Origin of the sequence: Mesorhizobium sp. M0243, assembly GCF_040321775.1 — a bacterium.
Classification (GTDB): domain Bacteria; phylum Pseudomonadota; class Alphaproteobacteria; order Rhizobiales; family Rhizobiaceae; genus Mesorhizobium.
This window is the reverse complement of sequence record NZ_JAMYSF010000090.1, coordinates 1-553: the sequence shown is the minus strand read 5'-3', so window position 1 is coordinate 553 and position 553 is coordinate 1. Positions and strand designations below refer to the sequence as shown.

Annotated in this window: 1 protein-coding gene and 1 pseudogene; one reads left to right on the top strand and one right to left on the bottom strand. The window is 56.4% G+C overall.

Translation table 11 applies throughout. The features are described from left to right. Positions 1-291, top strand: a pseudogene (locus NKJ11_RS33765) (non-homologous end joining protein Ku); the annotation flags it as partial. Here NKJ11_RS33765 and NKJ11_RS33760 read toward each other — a convergent pair. After that, a partial coding sequence (locus NKJ11_RS33760) for an SOS response-associated peptidase family protein (protein WP_352795191.1) occupies positions 292-553 on the bottom strand: 262 nt, incomplete at its 5' end.

Here is a 553-nt window from a genome sequence, read left to right as displayed (position 1 = left end):
ACCGTCTTCGACGATGTGAAGAGCCCGAAATACGATGCGGATTTGCTCGAAATCGCGGGGCTCCTTATCGACAAGAAGGTGACGAAGTTCGATCCTTCGAAATTCGAGGACACCTACGAGGATGCGTTGATTGCCATGATCGACGCCAAGCGCAAGGGCAAAAAGCCCCCTAAACCGGCGCCGAAACCTAAGGAGAACGTGGTCGATCTGGCCTCGGTTCTTCGAAAGAGCCTCGCCAACGAAGGCATCAACCAAGACCGGCCAAAGGCGAAGGGCCGCAAATCAGCATAGTTAGAGAGGATTGATAGGCCCGACCAAGGAGGGATGGTCATTGGGCTGCTTGTTGATTAGCGTCGAGTTGACGTCGCGACCGACGCGATTGAACTGCAGTTGACCGTCGATGTCGTGGCTGAGAATGTCTTTCAAGTCGTCCTTGGGCGTCGCCGGATCCAGCCACGCGTCATAGTAGGCTTGGTCGAGGATGACCGGCTGCCGATCGTGCAAGTTCTTCATCGGCTCGCCGGCCGGCTCGGTGATGATGGTGCAACTGGTG